This window comes from Aeromonas sp. QDB25, assembly GCF_027707725.1.
In the GTDB taxonomy this organism is placed as follows: Bacteria; Pseudomonadota; Gammaproteobacteria; order Enterobacterales; family Aeromonadaceae; genus Aeromonas; species Aeromonas caviae.
In genome coordinates this window covers 1-17,816 of sequence record NZ_JAPCIZ010000080.1, presented here as the reverse complement: position 1 = coordinate 17,816, position 17,816 = coordinate 1, and the positions used below count along the sequence as shown (strand labels likewise).

The window sequence follows — 17,816 nt, the reverse complement described above, 5'->3', positions numbered from 1 at the left end:
GTGGTGCTCGAAGTCAGAGAAACAAGCTAAAAAGAGCCGGCTGGAATGACGACTATCGGGCTCAGTTATTCTTTGGTTAAAATATCAACAAAGTGTGCTCCCGCCCTGACCTCGGTAGAGGGTTGCAAATAATCCCTGCACCCCGAGCCAATAAAAAAGAGAGGCAGCCATGGCTGCCTCTCTTTTTATTTTCAATGTCATCAGCAGTGTCTCTCGGGAAATATATCCGGCCACGGGAAGCTGCCCCGAAATAGGGCATGACACGATCTGAGGGCAATAAAAGGCGACCCTGAGGTCGCCTTGATGAAATGGGTCGGTTGAGCCTTAGAGCTGCTCGATGCCGACGATATGCCAGGGGGCATTGTCCTTGGCGAGATCACGCTCGAGGTGCCACACCTCCTTGATGTCCTCCTCGACCTGCTCCTGACGGTCCATGTAGCGGCCGCTGAAGCGCACGCTCACCTGGGCCCAGTCGCTGCCGTAGTCGGCACGGACCAGCTGGGTGTCCACGTACATCACCTCGGTGTGCTGCTCACCGGAGAGCTCGGCGCGTTCGGCCTTGAGGTGCTCGAATAGCTCGGGGCTCACGTACTCGCGGATCTTCTCCAGGTCGTTCTTGTTCCAGGCCTCTTGCAGGGTGCGGTAGTGATCGCGGGCACCGGCCAGGAAGCCGTTCATGTCAAAGCCCGGGGGCAGACGGAAGGGCACGTCGCTGTCGGCAAAACCGGTGGCCTGCGGGGCGCTGTGGCTCTGCTCGAACTGCTGGGGGGCCGCGCTCTGGGGCGGTTGATAGCACGCATAGGCCGTCTGTGGCTGGGCCGCTGCCGCCTTGTTCCTGCGCAGGGCTCGGAACAGGAAGACACCGCCCAGTGCCAGCAGGGCGATCAGCAGGAAGTCCATCCCTTGCAGACCTTCGAAAGCACCGCTGCCCAGCAGGTAGGCAAACAGGCCGCCGGCCAGCAGACCACCCAGCAGGCCGCCCATCATGCCGCCTTTCTTGGGTGCCTGGGCGCCGACGGTCGGGTTCTTGGTGTCAACCGGCTTGGCCGCAGGTTGGGCCGGAGCCGTCTTGTAGCTCTTGCCAAAGGATTTGCCGCCACCAAGTTTCTTGGCCTCGGCGATGGGTGCCCCAAGGCCAATGGCCAGGATCAGGGCAAACAGGGTCAGCATCTTTTTCATTTTGACTCTTTCACTCTCATGTAGGTGGGGGCATGCTCTGCTTGTGCAAGCTCAGCGAGGCGCATGGCAGGCTGCCAGTCCCTTTTTGTGTTGCAGCTTGCGGGTATGATTATCACGGATGGCATGAATTATTCATGAACAGATTGAGTCGTCCGACAGGGGAGGCGCCCATGAAACACAGACGGCCGAGTCGCTCGGTGCGCAGGCTGCGCAACAAACAAAGAGCAAGAACGAAGGATCAGACCCTGGTCTGGCCCTTTCTCGTACTGTGAGGCAGGTCTGCGGCGCACAAGTGGATGACGCTGACGAGGCCTGGGTCCCGTCTTGTCGCCGGATGCGATGACGGGACGTATTAGCACTCGCGATGGCGGGGTTTCTTTTGTAAAATTCCCGTCCCCTTCCCGCTGCGGTTTTTATGTGTATGGCAGAGCAAGTGACGGCGAAAAAAGACGCCAAGACACAACAGCTGAAAGTACCTCCCCACTCTTTTGAGGCCGAACAGTCTGTACTGGGCGGCCTGATGCTGGACAACGAGGCCTGGGATCGGGTCGCCGAACGGGTGATCGACAAGGATTTCTACAGCCGCCCGCACCGCCTGATCTTCCAGGCCATGACCCGCCTCTCCAACGCGGGCAACCCCATCGACCTCATCACTCTGCAGGAGGAGCTCGAGCGCTCCGAGCAACTGGAAGAGGCCGGTGGCTTCGCCTATCTGGTGGAGATCGCCAAGAACACCCCGAGTGCCGCCAACATCAGTGCCTACGCCGAGATCGTGCGTGAGCGGGCGGTGGTGCGGGAGATGATCTCGGTCGCCAACGAGATAGTCGAAGCGGGCTACGAGCCCCAGGGCCGTACCTCCAACGATCTGCTGGATCTTGCCGAGAGCAAGGTGTTCCAGATCGCCGAGCAGCGCACCAGCGCCAACGAGGGCCCCCAGCCCCTGAAGCTCATCCTCGAGCAGACCGTCGACAAGATTGAAGAGCTGTTCAAGACCCCCCACAACGGGGTGACCGGCGTGTCGTCCGGCTACAACGATCTGGACAAGATGACCGCCGGCCTGCAGCGTTCGGATCTGGTCATCGTCGCCGCCCGTCCCTCCATGGGCAAGACCACCTTTGCCATGAACCTGTGCGAGCACGCGGCCCTCACCGCCGACAAGCCGGTGCTGATCTTCTCCCTCGAGATGCCCTCCGAGCAGATCATCATGCGTATGCTCGCCTCGGTGGGGCGCATCGACCAGACCAAGGTGCGGACCGGCCAGCTCGACGACGAGGATTGGGCGCGGCTCTCCTCCACCATGGGGCTGCTGCTGGAGAAGGGGAAGATGTACATCGACGACTCCTCCGGCCTGACCCCGACCGAAGTGCGCTCCCGTGCCCGTCGGGTGGCGCGGGACAACGGCGGCATCAGCATGATCATGGTGGACTACCTGCAGCTGATGCGGGTGCCGGCCCTGTCTGACAACCGTACTCTGGAAATCGGTGAAATCTCCCGCTCCCTCAAGGCGCTGGCGAAAGAGCTGCAGTGCCCCGTGGTGGCGCTCTCCCAGCTGAACCGAAGCCTGGAACAGCGGGCCGACAAGCGCCCGGTCAACTCGGATCTGCGGGAATCGGGCTCCATCGAGCAGGATGCGGACTTGATCATGTTCATCTACCGCGACGAGGTCTATCACGACGACAGCCCCGACAAGGGGATCGCCGAGATCATCATCGGCAAGCAGCGTAACGGCCCCATAGGACGAGTGCGGCTCACCTTCCAGGGTCAGTTCTCGCGCTTTGACAACTACGCCGGCCCGGCGTTTGATGATGACTACTGATCATCGTCATCGCGATCCTGGAGAGAAAGTGGTGAGAGTCATCGCTACAAAGCCGCGTAACGGTGCCAATATGCGGCCGGGTACGTCTCACCTTCCAGGGTCAGTTCTCGCGTTTTGACAACTACGCGGGCCCGGCGTTTGACGATGACTACTAAGTAAGCCGGGAGCCTGCTCCCGGCATCCATAAACAGTTTTCCCGGTTCGACAATTCTGCCGGTCCGGCCTTAGACGATGAGATTTGAGGGCTGACACCACCCGGTGCCTGATTATCATGCCCTCGTAAGGGAAAACAGATGAAAGCGGCTATCGCCCAGATCAATACAGCGGCCCTGCGCCACAACCTCGCCGTGGTGAAACGCCACGCCCCCCAATGCAAGATCATTGCCGTGGTCAAGGCCAACGCCTACGGCCACGGCCTGCTGCCGGTCGCCCGCACCCTGGTGGATGCGGACGCCTACGCGGTGGCCCGCATCGAAGAGGCGCTGATGCTGCGCTCCTGCGCCGTGGTCAAGCCCATCGTGCTGCTGGAGGGCTTCTTCAGCGCCGCCGACCTGCCGGTGCTGGCGGCCAACAACCTGCAGACCGCGGTGCACACCTGGGAGCAGCTCGAGGCGCTGGAGCAGGCGGAGCTGCCTGCCCCCGTAGTGGCCTGGCTCAAGCTCGATACCGGCATGCACCGCCTCGGGGTACGGGCCGAGGAGATGCCCGCCTTTATCGAGCGCCTCGCCAAGTGCAAGAACGTGGTGCAGCCGTTCAACGTCATGACCCACTTCAGCCGCTCCGATGAGCTGGAACAGCCCACCACCCGCGAACAGATCGACCTGTTCAGGCAGCTGACCGCGCCGCTGTCGGGCGAGCGCGCCATGGCCAACTCGGCAGGCATCCTGGCCTGGCCGGATTCCCACTGCGACTGGGTGCGCCCCGGCGTCATCCTCTATGGCGTCTCGCCGTTCCCCAATACGGTGGCGGCGGATTACGACCTGCAGCCGGTGATGACCCTCAAGACCCAGCTCATCGCGGTGCGCGATCACAAGGCGGGCGAGCCGGTGGGTTATGGCGCCAACTGGGTGTCGGATCGCGATACCCGGCTCGGGGTGATTGCCATCGGCTATGGCGACGGTTATCCGCGCATGGCCCCCAACGGCACGCCTGTGCTGGTCAATGGCCGCATCGTGCCCCTGGTGGGTCGCGTCTCCATGGACATGACCACGGTGGATCTCGGTCCCGGCGCCACCGACAAGGCCGGCGACGAGGCTGTGCTCTGGGGGGAAGGGCTGCCGGTGGAGCGGGTGGCCGACCAGATCGGCACCATTCCCTATGAGCTCATCACCAAGCTCACCTCCCGCGTCTTTATGGAGTACGTGTAGGCGGGTCGCCCCTCATCCCCCACCCTTCTCCCGCGAGGGGAGAGGGGAGAACAAAAAGGCCGCCCCGACAAGGGCGGCCTTTTTCATGGGCGTGTCCCAGAGACGAAAGAACAAGCCCCGCATCGGCGGGGCTTGAGTCTCCGTCACTATGTGGCGCTTAGCCTATGGTCATCAGGCTGGCGTTGCCACCGGCGGCGGCGGTGTTGACCGAGAGGGCGTGCTCGATGAGCAGGCGCTCCAGCGGGATGTCGGTCTCGCCGCGATGCAGGCCGTGCACACCGATGATGGCGCCGTTACGGGCAGCCTGGCGCGCGGCGGCGAGCTTGCTCACCTCTCGCAACTGATCCGAGTCGCCGTGGTGCAGCAGGGCATCGAAGTCCGTCTCCCCCGTGGCCCAGTCCGCCACCAGCGCGATGGGATCCTGCACCTCGGTCGGCAGGGAAGAGAGCAGGGCGCGTGTCTGGGTATCGTCCGGCAGCAGCACCTGGCTGCCGACCGCCAGACAGGCGGCCAGCTGGGCCAGCAGGTCGGCCTTCTCCTGGGCAAGACAGAGCACCCGTTCCCGGGGCAGCAGGCTGTAGCTGTTGCGCTCGCCGGTGGGGCCGGTCAGCAGCTGGGTACGGCCGCTCTGGGAGAGCGCGGCGTAGTGATCGCACAGGGCGGCGAGGGCCGGATCCTGCTTGCTCGCCCAGTCGCGCAGGGCCACGAGGGGGGCTTTCGCCTCAGCGTGCAGGGCACCGGACTCCTGGTGCAGCTGATTGGCCACCGCCTCCTGAGGACGGGCCCCGAGCAGGCGATACATGTAGAGCGGGCCACCGGCCTTTGGACCGGTGCCGGAAAGCCCTTCCCCACCGAAGGGGTGCACCCCGACCACGGCGCCCACGATGTTGCGGTTGACGTAGAGGTTGCCCACCTTGGCCACGTTCACCACCTGGGCGATGGTCTCGTCGATGCGGGTATGAACACCCAGGGTCAGGCCGTAGCCGCTGCCGTTGATCTGCTCGAGCAACTCCCCGAGCCGGGTGCGCGGGTAGCGGACCAGGTGCAGCACAGGGCCGAACACTTCGCGTCCCAGTTCGTCCAGGCTGTCGAGCTCGATCAGGGTCGGCAGCACGAAGGTGCCGCGGCTGCAGGCATCCCCCTGGGTGCGGGCGATCTGGTGCACCTTGCGCCCCTTGTCGCCCATGGCCTTGATGTGGCGCTCGATGTTGGCCTTGGCCTCGGCGTCGATGACGGGACCGATGTCGGTGGAGAGGTGCTCGGGGCTGCCGACCTTGTACTCGGCCATGGCGCCCTTGAGCATCCGGATCACCCGATCCGCCACGTCATCCTGCACGCACAGCACTCGCAGGGCGGAGCAGCGCTGACCGGCGCTGTCGAACGCCGAGGAGATGACATCCATCACCACCTGTTCGGTCAAGGCGGAGGAGTCGACGATCATGGCGTTCTGGCCGCCGGTCTCGGCGATGAGGGGAATGGTGCGGCCCTGGGCGTCGAGGCGACCGGCCAGGTTGCGGGAGATGATGCCCGCCACCTCGGTGGAGCCGGTGAACATGACGCCGCGCACCCGTTCGTCCGCGATGAGCGCCGCACCCACGGTCTCACCACGGCCCGGCAGCAGTTGCACCGCACCGGCGGGTACCCCCGCTTCCAGCAGGATGCGCACCGCTTGTGCCGCGATGAGGGGGGTCTGCTCGGCAGGCTTGGCCAGCACCGTATTGCCGGCGGCCAGGGCCGCGCACACCTGGCCGCTGAAGATGGCCAGCGGGAAGTTCCAGGGGCTGATGCAGACCACGGGGCCGAGCGGCCTGTGGGTGTCGTTGGCGAAGTGGTTGCGCGCCTGGGCGGCGTAGTAGCGCAGGAAGTCCACCGCCTCGCGTACCTCGGCGATGGCGTTGGCGAAGGTCTTGCCGGATTCGCGAACCAGCAGGCCCATCAGGGGTTGCAGTTCGGATTCCATCAGGTCGGCGGCCCTGTCCAGCACGGCGGCCCGCTCGGCTGGCGGGGTGGACTGCCAGATCTGGCCGCTCGTGAGGGAGCAGGCGAGCGCCTTGTCCACCAGCGCTACCGTGGCTTCGCTCACCTGACCGACGACATCGCGGTGATCCGCCGGGTTGAGCACGGGTTGGAACTGGGTCGGCGCCTCGGTGTCGCAACCCAGCATGGGCACGGCCTGATAGGCGGTGTTGGTGCTGGCGAGCAGGGCGGCGGAGAGTGACCCCAGGCGGTGCTCGTTCGCGAGATCCAGACCTGCGGAGTTCGGGCGCGCCTCGCCGTAGAGATCCCGTGGCAGGGGGATGCGCGGATGGGGCAGACCCAGGGTCCCTTCACGGGCGGCCATCTGCTCGATCTGCTGCACCGGATCCTGCACCAGATCCGAGAGGGAGATGTTGTTGTCCGCGATGCGGTTGACGAAGGAGGTGTTGGCCCCGTTCTCCAGCAGGCGGCGCACCAGGTAGGCGAGCAGGGTCTCGTGGCTGCCTACCGGTGCATAGATGCGGCAGGGGCGACCCAGCTTGCCGTCGGCCACCTTGCCGACCACCTGTTCGTAGAGCGGTTCACCCATGCCGTGCAGGCACTGGAACTCGTACTGACCCGGGTAGTAGTTCTGACCCGCCAGCTGATAGATGGCAGACAGGGAGTGGGCGTTGTGGGTGGCGAACTGGGGATAGATGGCCTCGGGCACCGCCAGCAGCTTGCGGGCGCAGGCGAGGTAGGAGACGTCCGTGTAGGGCTTGCGAGTATAGACCGGGTAGCCTTCCAGCCCTTCCTGCTGGGCGCGCTTGATCTCGCTGTCCCAGTAGGCGCCCTTCACCAGACGGATCATCAGGCGGTGACGGCTGCGCTTGGCGAGATCGATGACGTAGTCGATCACATAGGGGCAGCGCTTCTGGTAGGCCTGGATGACGAAGCCGATGCCGTTCCAGTCGGCGAGGGACGGATCGAAGCAGAGCTTCTCCAGCAGATCGAGGGAGATCTCCAGCCGATCGGCCTCCTCGGCGTCGATGTTGATACCGATGTCATACTGCCTGGCGAGCTGGGTCAGGCCCAGCAAGGTGGGGTAGAGCTCCTCCATGACGCGATCGTACTGGGCGCGGCTGTAGCGCGGATGCAGGGCGGAGAGCTTGATGGAGATGCCCGGCCCCTCGTAGATGCCGCGACCATGGGAGGCCTTGCCGATGGCGTGGATGGCCTGCTCGTAGGAGGCCAGATAGCGTTTGGCGTCCTCCTCGGTCAGGGCCGCTTCCCCCAGCATGTCGTAGGAGTAGCGGAACCCTTTGCTCTCCATGCCGCCTGCGTTCGCCAGCGCTTCGGCGATGGTCTCGCCGGTGACGAACTGCTCACCCATCAGGCGCATCGCCATGTCGACGCCCTTGCGGATGAGCGGCTCACCCCCCTTGCCGATGAGTCCCTTGAGGGAGCTGTTCATGCCCGCCTCGTTGTGGGTGGCCACCAGCTTGCCGGTGATGAGCAGACCCCAGGAGGCTGCGTTGACGAACAATGAGGTGCTCTGGCCCAGGTGCTGGCTCCAGTTGCCACCGCTTATCTTGTCGCGGATGAGGGCATCCCGGGTCGCCTTGTCGGGGATGCGCAGCAGCGCCTCCGCCAGGCACATCAGGGCCACCCCTTCCTGGGAGGAGAGGGAGAACTCCTGAAGCAGTCCCTGGACCAGGCCCTGACGGCCGCTGGCGCTCTTCTGGTTGCGCAGCTTCTCGGCGATGCCCATGGCCAGCTTCTGGGTCGCGTCAGCCTTCTCCTTGGGCAGACGAGCCTGCTCCAGCAGCATGGGGACGGCTTCGGTCTCGGGGCGGCGATAAGCCCCCGTGATGGCGGCCCGCAGCACGGACTGGGGCAGAATGCTCTCGGCAAACTCGAGGAAGACCTGGATGCCCTGCTCGGTCAGGGTCTCGACGGCCTCTTCCCCGGCGGCGGCAGCCAGCCCGGAGTGCTCGGGCGGGGTCAGACCGCGATCCAGTTGCTCCAGATAGGTGAAGATGGCTTGCTTGATCAGCCAGTGGGGAGTGCGATCCAGGGTCTGCGCAGCCTGTTTGAGGCGGTCGCGGGTCGCTTCATCGAGTTTGACGCCGAGGGTGGTAGTGGCCATGGGACTTCCTGTGTCTAGAAGGTAACAATATTACCGGACGGTTAAATTTCGCCGATGATGGTGCAACCAGGTGCAACCTTCAAGCAAGAAATTTTAATGTATTGGTTACATTGTTGAATTCTTCCATGAACCCGGTCTCCATCAGGCTCCTTTCACATCCGCCGCTTGTCCGCTTTTCACAGCATTATTAATGGGTTGGCAATGCATCTTATGAATGCTGATGTGAGGTGCAACCCCTTGCAAATGTGGTTGCACCTTTGGATGTTAGTCCGAGGTGGGGCTGTGATCACGGCTCCCCATGCGGGGAAGGGGACCGGATCGCCACCTGACAGAGCCCCGTGCTCTTCTATGCTGTTAGCTGGCCACAGGGCCAGCTATCGGTGACAAGGAGAAACCCATGGCGCGTGTCAGTACCTATCTCAATTTTGCCCGGGAGACGGAGGCTGCCTTCCTCTTCTATCGCGAAGTGTTCGGCGGTGACTTCAGCGGCCCCATCCACAGGTTCAAGGAGTCCCCGGGTTGCCCGGGCCAGCCCCCTCTGTCGGAGGAAGACGGGGAGCTGGTGATGCATGTGGCCCTGCCCATCCTTGGGGGACACGTGCTGATGGGCACGGATGCTCCGGCCAGCATGGGGTTCACCCTGGTGCAGGGGAACAACAGCTACCTCAACCTGGAGCCGGACAGCCGAGGCGAGACCGATCGCCTGTTCGCGGCCCTGGCCGAGGGAGGCAAGGTGGAGATGCCGCTGGCGGAGATGTTCTGGGGTGACTATTTCGGATCCCTGGTGGATAAGTTCGGCACCCACTGGATGTTCAACTGCCAGAGCAAGACCTGACGGCAGATCTGCAATGAAAAGGGCGCCATGGCGCCCTTTTCATCTTTATTGCCCATCACTGTCCCTATTTGCTGCGCCCCGCCACCTGCGCTGGTATGCCCCGGGCATGGGATTGCCGTGCGCTGCGCGGCCTTATGGCGTGTGGCCCACCATGTCAGCGGGGATCACCCGGGCATGGGATTGCCGTGCGCTGCGCTGCCTTATGGCGTGCGACCCACCATGTCAGCGGGGATCACCCAGGCATCGAATTGCTCCGCGCTGAGGTGGCCCGAGGCAATGGCCGCCTCCCGCAGACTCAGCCCCTGATGGTGCGCCCGTTTGGCGATCTCGGCCGCCTTGTCATAGCCGATATGGGGGTTGAGGGCCGTCACCAGCATCAGGGAGCGAGAGAGCAGATCGTCGATCCTGGCCTGGTTCGGGGTGATGCCGACGGCGCAGTGGTCGTGGAAGCTCTGCATGCCGTCCGCCAGCAGCCGCACGCTCTGCAGGACGTTGTAGGCGATCATCGGCCTGAACACGTTGAGCTCGAAGTTGCCGCTGGCACCGCCGATGTTGATGGCCACATCGTTGCCCATCACCTGGGCGCAGAGCATGGTGAGCGCCTCGCTCTGGGTCGGGTTGACCTTGCCGGGCATGATGGAGGATCCGGGCTCGTTCTCGGGGATGAGCAGCTCCCCCAGCCCGCTGCGGGGGCCGCTCGCCAGCCAGCGCACGTCGTTGGCGATCTTCATGAGGGAGGTTGCCAGCGTCTTGAGGGCACCGTGGGCGTGAACCTGGGCGTCACTCGCCGCCAGGGCCTCGAACTTGTTGGGGGCGCTCACCAGCGGCAGACCGGTCTGCTCGGCCAGGGTTCTGGCCACCGCCTCGGCAAAGCCGGGAGGGCAGTTGAGGCCGGTGCCCACGGCGGTGCCGCCGAGCGCCAGCTCGCACAGATGGGGCAGGGCGGCCCGTAGATGGCGTTCCCCCTGTTCAAGCTGGGCGACCCAGCCGGAGATCTCCTGGCCCAGGGTGAGGGGAGTGGCATCCTGCAAATGGGTGCGGCCAATCTTGACGATGTGGTCGAAGGCGGCGGCCTTGCCTGCCAGGGTCTGCTTCAGGGCAGCGAGGGCCGGCAGCAACCGCTGCGTGATGGCGGTGACCGCCGCCAGGTTCATGGCGCTCGGGAAGACATCGTTGCTGGACTGGCTCTTGTTTACCTCGTCGTTGGGATGCACCAGCCGCGCTTCCCCCCGGGGGCCGCCGAGCAGTTCGCTGGCCCGGTTTGCCAGCACCTCGTTGAGGTTCATGTTGGTCTGGGTGCCGGAGCCGGTCTGCCACACCATCAGGGGAAACTCGGCGTCGTGCAGGCCGCACAGGATTTCGTCGGCAGCGGCCATGATGGCCTGGGCCTTGCGGGCGGGGAGCAGCCCCAGGGCGTGGTTGACCCGGGCGCAGGCGGACTTGATGCGGGCCAGGGCATGGATGATCTCCATGGGCTGGCGCTCCCCCGAGATGTTGAAGTGATGCAGGGAGCGCTGGGTCTGGGCCCCCCAGAGCCTGTCCGCCGGGACGGCTATCTCCCCCAGGCTGTCCCGCTCCATCCTGATATCCATGACGTGTCTCCTGCCGTTGAGGTGGTGGCACCCAGCATGAACCCAAACGGCTGCCGGAGCCAGCTTGCACATGGATACGCTTTGTATATAATAAGTAAAGCTTACTATATGGGTTGCATATCATGAACAAACAACCGGACACCCTTGGCTTTCTCATCGGCGACGTCCAGCGCCTGATGCGCCGCCAGTTCCAGCAGCAGCTGGAGGGAAGCTGCCTCACCCTGGCCCAGGCCAGGGCTCTGGTGCACATTGCACGCAGCGAAGGGATCCGCCAGGTGGATCTGGCGGAGCGGCTCGACATCCAGCCCATCACCCTGGCCCGTCAGCTCGATCAGCTGGCGGAGAGCGGCCTGGTGGAGCGGCGCAGCGACCCCCATGACAGGCGTGCCTATCAGCTCCATCTGACCGAAGGGGCCACCCCCTATCTGGCGATGATCAAACAGGCGTCCGATCTGGTGCATCAGAGGGCCATCGGCGAGCTGGGGGAGGAGGCGACCGAGGCGCTGTGCCGCTCCCTCAAGATCCTGCGTGCCAACCTCGGCCACCTCTGATGCTTTCCTGTGATGCCAACCAACGTGGAGCCATATCATGACCACTGATTCCCCCTCTTCCTCCCGTCCCGCCGCCAACCGGCGCCGCACCCGCCTGCTGTTGCTGGTGGTGGTGCCGGCACTGGCCCTGATCGGGGCGGGGGTTATCTACCTGCAGGGCGGGCGCTATGTGGAGACGGACAACGCCTATGTGAAGGCGGACAAGGTTCCCATCAGCACCGAGGTGCTGGGCCGGGTGGCCAAGGTGTTCGTCGAGGAAAACCAGCAGGTCCGGGCCGGCCAGCCGCTGTTCGAGCTGGATCAGGAGTCCTTCCGGGTCGCCGTGGCCAAGGCCGAGGCGGAACTTGCGAAGGTGCGCACCGATCTGGTGGCGCTGCAGACCAGTTATCGCGGCCAGCAGGCGGAGATCGCCGTGGCCCGCACCCGCCATGCCTATGCCCAGAAGGAGGAGCATCGCCAGGCTGATCTGGTGACCAGGCACTTCACCTCCACCGCCAATTACGACGATGCCCGCCAGCTCACCATACAGACCGCCCAGCAGCAGGTGGCGCTGGAGGAGGGGCTCAAGAAGATTGAAGCCTCCCTCAGCGGGGACGTGAACCTGCCGGTGGAGCAGCAGCCCGCCTATCAGGAGGCCGCGGCCGAGTTGGCCAAGGCCAAGCTGGATCTGGCCCGCACCACCATCTATGCCCCCGCCAACGGCATCGCCAGCCAGTTGCCCAAGCCCGGCCAGTACAGTCTGGTGGGCATGACCGCCATGATGCTGGTGGAGACCGACACCCCCTGGGTGGAGGCGAACTTCACCGAAACCGAGCTGACCCATGTGCAACCTGGCCAGAAGGTGGACATCAGTGTGGATACCTACCCCGATGCGCACTGGACCGGGGTGGTGGAGAGCCTGAGCCCGGCCACAGGCTCCGAGTTTTCGGTGATCCCGGCCCAGAATGCCACCGGCAACTGGGTCAAGATCGCCCAGCGAGTCGCGGTGCGGATCAAGCTGGATTCGGGAGCGGATCAGCCCACCCTGAGGGCGGGTCTGAGTGCCACCGCCGAGATAGACACCGGCCATCAGCGCACCCTGCCTGGCCTGTCAGGTCGAGGTTGATATGACGAGCGCAGCCACAGGGCAGGCCGACCAGGCTTCCCGTCGCACCTTCATCACCCTGTCGGTGATGGTGGCAACCATCATGCAGGCGCTGGACACCACCATCGCCAACGTCGCCCTGCCCCATATGCAGGGGGCCATGGGCGCCACCCAGGATCAGATCTCCTGGGTGCTGACCTCCTACATAGTGGCGGCCGCCATCTTCATGCCGCTGACCGGTTTCATCTCGGCAAGAATTGGCCGAAAAAGGCTGTTCATGTGGTCGGTGGCGGGCTTTACCGTTGCCTCCATGCTGTGCGGCGCGGCCCAGAGCCTGGATCAGATAGTGCTGTTCCGCCTGCTTCAGGGGATCTTCGGTGCCAGCCTGGTGCCCCTCTCACAGGCGGTGCTGCTGGACACCTACCCGCCGGAGAAACACGGCTCCGCCATGGCGCTCTGGGGGATAGGGGTCATGGTGGGTCCCATCCTGGGGCCGTCGCTGGGGGGCTGGCTCACCGAGTACTACAACTGGCGCTGGGTCTTCTACATCAACCTGCCGTTCGGCCTGCTGGCCTGGTTCGGACTTGCCGCCTTCATCGAGGAGACGAAGATCGATGCCAGCCGCCGCTTCGATCTGCTGGGGTTCGCCCTGCTGAGTCTCGGCATCGGGGCGTTGCAGATGGCGCTGGACAGGGGGGAGTCCCAGAACTGGTTCGCCAGCCGGGAGATCGTCATCGAGACCGCCCTGATGGTGATGGCGTTCTACCTCTTCGTGGTGCATATCTTCACCCACCCGCACCCCTACATAGAACCGGCCCTGTTCCGGGATCGCAACTTCAGCGTCGGTCTGCTCTTCATCTTCATCGTCGGCATCATCTTGCTGGCGACCATGACGCTGCTGCCTCCCTTCATGCAGGGGCTGATGGGTTACCCGGTGATCGACGTGGGTTACCTGCTCGCCCCGCGCGGGGTGGGCACCATGGTTGCCATGATGCTGGTGGGCAGGCTGTCGGGCCGGGTGGACGCCCGTTACCTCATCCTGTCAGGGCTGCTGCTCACCAGCTTCTCCATGTGGGAGATGACCCTGTTCAACACGGACATCGGCAGCTGGGACATAGTGCGCACCGGCATCATCCAGGGGCTGGGGCTCGGCTTCATCTTCGTGCCCCTCTCCACCATCACCTTTGCGACCCTGGCGCCGCGCTATCGCAACGAGGGGACGGCGCTGTTCAGCCTGGTGCGCAACATCGGCAGCAGCATCGGCATCTCGGTGGTGATCACCTATCTGGCCCAGCGATCCCAGATGAACCACGAGGCGTTCGCCGCCTACATCACCCCGTTCAATGTCAACCTGCATCAGGGCGGGGGCATGGCGGAGCTGATGACGCCGAAGGGGCTGGCCATGATCAACGGCGAGGTGACCCGGCAGGCCAGCCTGCTCGCCTACCTGCAGGATTTTCGCCTGATGATGTGGGTCAGCCTGTGCGCCGTGCCGCTGGTGGTGTTGCTGAGGGCTCCCGGGCGCAGCGGCTCTCGGGAGGAGATGGCCATTCTGGAGTGAATCACGAAGGGGCGAGCAACAAAGAAAGAGGGATGGCGCAGGCCATCCCTCTGTCGTTTGGCAGGATCAGCGTGCCGGCGTGAAGGGGGTGAGCACTGCCAGTGGAGCAGCGTCCCCGTATTCCCGGACGGGCTCGCCGTGCTTGAAGACCTTGAAGGTCTCGCCCCGGGCACTCCAGTACTCGATGTGATTGCCGCCGATCTGCAACAGGCTCGCCTCGCGCAAGGCCACCACGGATTCGCTCGGGTTGATGGCGCAGAACTCGGCCAGACGCTCGTCCCGGGTCTCCCCCATGTGGCCGCTGATGCTGGCGTCCAGATAGTGTGGGTTGATCTGCACGGGGAAGAGCCCCAGCGCAGGCAGCACGACGGCGCTGCACACCGGCATGTCGTTGGTGGTGCGGATGCTGGGGGTGGCCACGTTGCAGCCGGCGCTCCAGCCCACATAGGGCACGCCCCGCTCGCGCACCGCACGCTGGATGGGGACCACCAGACCATACTCGTGCAGCCGCTGGTTCAGGAGCCAGGTATTGCCGCCGCTGATGAAGATGGCGTCGGCCCGGTTGATGGCATCCACCGGATCGTCGAAGTGGTGGATGCTGATGGCGTCCACCCCCAGACTCTCGGTGAGCTCCCGGGCACGGGCATCCCAGTCGCTGCGGATCACCGCGTAGGGGATGAGCAGGATGCGCTTGACCTGGTTGCGAGCGAGCAGGGCTTGCACCCGGTCGCGGGCCCAGCCGAGCAGGCCGGGGTGTTCTGTGGTTTTACCGTTGCTGAGCAGAAGCAGTTCCATGATGTGTCCTCGAAACAAGGCGCAGGACCCGAGCGGTCCTGGTGAAGAGAAGAGGGCACTCTACCGCCATCGAAGCGCCAAATGTGTGATCCCGGCCCGTTTTGTACGGTTGCAGGCCACTCAGTGTTGTTCGTTCACCTGCGCGTAGCGCAGCAGCATCTCGGCGAGGGAGTTCACCGCCAGGCGTTTCATCAGGCTGGCGCGGCACACCTCGACGGTGCGCACCGAAATGCAGAGATCCTGCGCTATCTGCTGGTTCTTGTGGCCCCGGGCGATGAGCTGCAATAACTGGCGTTCGCGCGGGGTGAGGCGCTCAAAGGCGGCCAGCTGGGCGAGGCGGGTGGCCGCCGCCTGCGTCGCCTGCTCGGCCCGCTCGATGGCGGCGAGCAGGGGGGCCAGCTGCACCGGCTTTTGCAAGAAATCCACCGCCCCCAGCTTGAGGGACTCCACCGCCAGGGGCACCTCCCCGTGGCCGGTGAGAAACAGGATGGCGATGGGGCTCTGGGCCGCCTTCAGCCGCTGCTGCACCTCGGGGCCCGACAGCCCCGGCATGCGGCAGTCGAGGATGAGGCAGGCGGGCTGGTGCAGATCGACCTCTGCCAGAAAGCGCTCGCCATCGGAAAAGCTGAACAGCTGCCGCTCGTCGCAACTCTCCAGCATGAAGCGCAGGGAGTCGAGCACGGCCTCGTCATCGTCGACCAGATAGAGCGGGGGGCGGGCAGGGATCGGCATCTCAGTTCCTTGGTATGTCGGTGGATGAAGGGAGGGTTTCGGTGGGCGGCACGGGCAGGGTGACCCGGGCCAGGCAGCCGTGGGGGCTCAGGTTCTCCAGGCTGAACTGGCCGCGATGGCTCTCGACCACCTCCCGGCAGATGGCCAGCCCCAGCCCCATGCCGTCCGGCTTGTCGCTGTAAAACGCCTGCTGCAGTTCGGTGGCGGGGACGCTCAGGCCGGCGCCGTTGTCGCGGATCTCCAGCAGCAGGCTCTGTGCCTCGAAGGCGATCAGCAGCTCGACCCGGGCAGGCTCCTGTGCCGGTGCTTGCGTAGTGGGGTGAGCAGGGGAGTGAACAGCGGCGCGCGCCTTCTTCACCGCACTCTTAGCTGCACTCTCGGCGCCATTCTTGATGAGGTTGACCAGCAACTGCTCCATCCCGGTGCCGTCCAGAGGTAACGGGCGTGGCTGGCCCCGCCAGTGCAGGGTGAAGGCGACGTCGAGGGGCGCCAGCATCTGCTCCAGCAGGGGGCGCAACTCCGCCACCAGGGTGGGCAGGTCGCAAGGCGCGAAGCGGGGAGGGCGCTTCTGCAGCCTGGCTCTGAGCCGGTTGACGGTCTGGGTGATGCGCTGGACCTGGAGCCCTATCTGCTCCAGGGCCTGACGCAGGGAGGCCTGGGCGGCAGACTGGGTCGGATCCTGTGCCAATTTGTCCAGTCGCAACAAGGCTCCCTGGCTGTAGTTGGCGATGGCGCTGAGGGGCTGATTGACCTCGTGAGCCACGTTGGCGCCCAGTTCGCCCAGTTCGGCGAGCCGTCTGGCCTGTGCCAGCTGGCGTCCCTTCTGCTCGAGCTGGTGGCGGGCTTTGAGCAGCCGGCGCTGGCTGCGGTTGAACAGACGTTGCAGCAGCAGGTGGTGGCCCCCCAGCAGCAGTACCAGCGCCAGGGCGCCCCAGCCCCACTGTTGATGCTGGCGCAGCCAGTGCCAGGCCGCTTGCCACCAGGGGCCCTGCAGCGGGTGGCGATCCAGCGCCTTGAGCAGGCGGTCGATGGCAAGCTCGCTGGTGGGCACGGTCCAGCCCGCCGAATCGGCGGCGATGGCCGCCTCGCTATCAGCGGGCAGATCGTACAGCGCGCGGGTCACCGCCAGCGCCAGCGCGGGGGAGGCCCGCTCTGCCTTGGCGAAGGACCAGTTGGGGTAGAGCCGGGTCGAGCTCTGGCAACCAAAGCCGGCCGGCGCCCGATCGTCCAGCACCCGAAACGCCCCCCTGGCGACCTTGCCCTCCCGCTCCATGCGCTCCAGCTGACACACCGGCACGATGGCGGCGGCCACCTCCCCTGCCGCCAGCCGCTCGATGAGCCGGTCCAGCGGAAAGCCGGTGAACTGCACGGTGGAGAAGAAGTGCTCCAGCCTAATCCCCTGTTCACCTGCCTCGAAGCGATAGGCGAGGTAGCCGCCGAAGGCGTTCTCCGAAACGGCAGCGACCGCTTGCCCCTCGAGGTCACGCCAGTGTTGGTAGGGGGCCTGGGCGGGCACCACCAGGGCAGCGCCGATGGCGAGGTTGTCCCCCCCGGCCGGGCTCTTGAGGGTGGCGAGCCAGGCCAGCGGATACTGGCGCGCCAGACTCACCGACTGGCCCGGGTTGGTGATGACGAAATCGAGGTGCTCGCGGGCGACGGCCTCGGCCAGTTCATCGAGCCCCAGCGGATGCAGCACGAAGTGATGGTCGGGCACGCGCTGTGCCAGCCAGCGCAGCAGCGGTTGCCACTGGGCTCGCGCCAGGGCCGGGCCGCGGGTCGCCAGCACGCCGATGCGTATCGGCTCGGCCATGGTCTGCACCGGCGTGGCCTGGGATGGGGCGGATTCCTGTCGGACTGGCGCTGGCGAAGAGGGGGTCGGGGCGGCCTGCACCCGCAGCGGCAGGGCTGACAGGGCGAGCCAGAGCAGCAGGCTGAGCAGGGGCAAGGGGACTGGGGCGTGCAGGGGGCTCTCCTCTCGGTGCAAAGGGGCAGTCTATCACCGGGACGTGCGCTTGCACGCGAACGGGGGCCGGGAGGAGCGGCAAACGCCGCCCCGGTCACAGTTCAGCAGGGCTGGGGCATTTTTTATTGGTTCTTCGCGGGATCCTGGGAAAGTGGAAGTTGACAGACAGGGTGCTGGTAAACTGGCTGTCTCCAAACACACCACCACCATCACCCTGCTGTCGCCGTGCATCATAT

General features: G+C 65.0%; 12 protein-coding genes. 6 read left to right on the top strand and 6 right to left on the bottom strand.

The window, feature by feature from the left end; all coding sequences use genetic code 11:
- Positions 1-324 precede the first annotated feature (324 nt).
- Positions 325-1,179, bottom strand: coding sequence for a Tim44 domain-containing protein (locus tag PG883_RS19570; protein ID WP_270807742.1), 855 nt, complete (start codon positions 1,177-1,179; stop codon positions 325-327).
- Between the two features lie 421 nt (positions 1,180-1,600).
- On the opposite strand from PG883_RS19570, the gene dnaB reads away from it, so the two are divergent.
- Together dnaB and alr are read left to right on the top strand one after the other, a co-directional pair.
- The gene (gene dnaB / locus PG883_RS19565) at positions 1,601-2,995 is read left to right on the top strand and encodes a replicative DNA helicase (protein ID WP_039040054.1); all 1,395 of its coding nucleotides are present in this window, start codon (positions 1,601-1,603) and stop codon (positions 2,993-2,995) included.
- 293 nt (positions 2,996-3,288) lie between these two features.
- Positions 3,289-4,362 (top strand): alanine racemase, encoded by a 1,074-nt coding sequence (alr, locus tag PG883_RS19560; RefSeq protein ID WP_270807740.1) that lies wholly within the window; start codon positions 3,289-3,291, stop codon positions 4,360-4,362.
- A 157-nt stretch (positions 4,363-4,519) separates the two neighbouring features.
- Here alr and putA read toward each other — a convergent pair whose 3' ends face one another.
- Positions 4,520-8,467 carry a trifunctional transcriptional regulator/proline dehydrogenase/L-glutamate gamma-semialdehyde dehydrogenase gene (gene putA, locus PG883_RS19555; protein WP_270807738.1) on the bottom strand — a complete coding sequence of 1,316 codons (3,948 nt, stop codon included), beginning with the start codon at positions 8,465-8,467 and terminating at the stop codon, positions 4,520-4,522.
- 397 nt (positions 8,468-8,864) lie between these two features.
- On the opposite strand from putA, the gene PG883_RS19550 reads away from it, so the two are divergent.
- Positions 8,865-9,302 (top strand): VOC family protein, encoded by a 438-nt coding sequence (locus PG883_RS19550; protein ID WP_041211205.1) that lies wholly within the window; start codon positions 8,865-8,867, stop codon positions 9,300-9,302.
- A gap of 200 nt (positions 9,303-9,502) precedes the next feature.
- Here PG883_RS19550 and fumC read toward each other — a convergent pair whose 3' ends face one another.
- Positions 9,503-10,894: a class II fumarate hydratase gene (gene fumC / locus PG883_RS19545; RefSeq protein WP_270807736.1), complete on the bottom strand. Its 1,392-nt coding sequence runs from the start codon at positions 10,892-10,894 to the stop codon at positions 9,503-9,505.
- A gap of 122 nt (positions 10,895-11,016) precedes the next feature.
- Here fumC and PG883_RS19540 point away from each other — a divergent pair, with 122 nt between their 5' ends.
- From PG883_RS19540 to PG883_RS19530, 3 genes are read left to right on the top strand one after another with little or no spacing between them, the layout of a single operon-like run.
- Positions 11,017-11,445: a MarR family winged helix-turn-helix transcriptional regulator gene (locus PG883_RS19540; protein WP_010673264.1), complete on the top strand. Its 429-nt coding sequence runs from the start codon at positions 11,017-11,019 to the stop codon at positions 11,443-11,445.
- Between the two features lie 37 nt (positions 11,446-11,482).
- Complete coding sequence (locus PG883_RS19535; protein ID WP_270807734.1) at positions 11,483-12,550, top strand: HlyD family secretion protein; 1,068 nt, start codon at positions 11,483-11,485, stop codon at positions 12,548-12,550.
- A gap of 1 nt (position 12,551) precedes the next feature.
- Entirely contained in the window at positions 12,552-14,090 is a 1,539-nt protein-coding gene (locus PG883_RS19530) for a DHA2 family efflux MFS transporter permease subunit (protein WP_103858720.1), read from the top strand.
- 66 nt (positions 14,091-14,156) lie between these two features.
- Here the strand turns inward: PG883_RS19530 and pepE are convergent, their stop codons facing one another.
- The 3 genes from pepE to PG883_RS19515 all read right to left on the bottom strand — a co-directional run bounded on the left by pepE (position 14,157) and on the right by PG883_RS19515 (position 17,562).
- The gene (gene pepE / locus PG883_RS19525) at positions 14,157-14,885 is read right to left on the bottom strand and encodes a dipeptidase PepE (protein WP_270807732.1); all 729 of its coding nucleotides are present in this window, start codon (positions 14,883-14,885) and stop codon (positions 14,157-14,159) included.
- 120 nt (positions 14,886-15,005) lie between these two features.
- On the bottom strand, positions 15,006-15,617 hold the full coding sequence (locus PG883_RS19520; protein WP_270807730.1) for a response regulator transcription factor: 612 nt from the start codon (positions 15,615-15,617) through the stop codon (positions 15,006-15,008).
- A 1-nt stretch (position 15,618) separates the two neighbouring features.
- Positions 15,619-17,562, bottom strand: a complete 1,944-nt coding sequence (locus PG883_RS19515; protein WP_270807745.1) for a sensor histidine kinase — start codon at positions 17,560-17,562, stop codon at positions 15,619-15,621.
- Between the last annotated feature and the right edge of the window lie 254 nt (positions 17,563-17,816).